General features: G+C 29.3%; 2 protein-coding genes. Both read left to right on the top strand.

Translation table 11 applies throughout. From position 1 onward, the window contains the following. A partial coding sequence (locus HG1285_RS01395; RefSeq protein ID WP_008289409.1) for an SAVED domain-containing protein occupies nucleotides 1-904 on the top strand: 904 nt, incomplete at its 5' end. A 130-nt stretch (nucleotides 905-1,034) separates the two neighbouring features. Next, nucleotides 1,035-1,364: hydantoinase/oxoprolinase N-terminal domain-containing protein (locus HG1285_RS01390; RefSeq protein WP_008289410.1), on the top strand; the 330-nt coding region annotated here is incomplete at its 3' end.

Consider the following 1,364-nt stretch of genomic DNA (forward strand, 5'->3'; position numbering starts at 1 on the left):
TGAGGAACTTGATTTCTGGATAGGTAGAAATTATATACCTGTTCCGTTTCTCCAGCTGGCAAATAAAGACATAAACAAAGCATTAAAAGAACTTAAAGGGGAAATAAAAAATAAAGAAAAATATTTTAGCTTAGAAAATTTAAAAAATATTTATGAAATAGATAAAGAAGATATAACTTTATATTATCCTGAATTTTTACCTTTAGATGAAAAATTTTGGACTGATTACATAAATAAGGAGTTTGAACAAAAAATAAGAACAATTTTAAAAAACATTTCAGATAAGACAACTGTTTTTCATATTTCGGTAGGAATTACATCTCTTGCATTTGGTCTTGGGGTTAAATTTGGTTTAAGGCTGCCGTGTATTTTATACCATTACCAGCCTGGGAAAGATAAAAATTATCACCCTGTTTTAAATATGGAAACTGCTGAAAGCCTTAGAAGTATAAAAGAAATAAAACATAATGTTTTAGAAAATCCTGATTTCTGCAATATAATCATACCAGAAAGCAGTGATTATTCTGAGGTTGCGTTGGCTATTCACCTTGCAAGTCATTCTTTATATTCAGATGTTGAAAATTACTTAAGAGAAAATGGAAAAGATATTCCCGTAGTAGGTATTAGCTTGAAAGATAATCAAGGAAAATTGCCGTTGAACCAAGACTGGAAAAAATATGTTGTAGAAGTAAATTCAATAATTAATAAACTAAAAGATATTAAAAAAGTATCTAAATTTCATTTGTTCTTAAGTACACCAGCAGTTTTTGGATTTGCTCTTGGAATGGCAGTTGGACACGCAGGAAGCAGTATACCTGTATATTCATTAAGAAGTAAAAATATTAATCCAAAAGAAAAATATGAAAAAGTCTTTGAAACACAGAATATACCAAGTCCATTTTAATCATCGCTTTCATCGTGATAAATGTTAATACTTAAAAAACTATACATAGGGTCAGTTAATATATCTGTATCATCATTGTCAAACATGTTTTCTGAAGATGTTGTTTCTAAAATAAAGTATAATTTATTTTATGGTTATTATTGGCGTAGATACTGGCGGAACTTTTACAGATTTTATATATAAAGACGGTGATAAATGGGGTATTTTCAAAACTCTTTCAACTCCTGAAAACCCTGCGAAAGCTGTTTTATATGGGCTTAAGCAAATAGCAAAAGATAAGTCCAAAAACATTACTCACGGTTCAACAGTTGCAACCAATGCAGTACTGGAAAGAAAGGGAGCAAAAACTGCTTTTATTACCAATAAAAATTTTGAAGATATTCTTTACATAGGAAGACAAAACAGGGAAAGACTTTACGATTTAAATTATAGAAGAAATAAACCTCTTGCAGATTTATTT

The sequence above is a fragment of the Hydrogenivirga sp. 128-5-R1-1 genome, assembly GCF_000171895.1.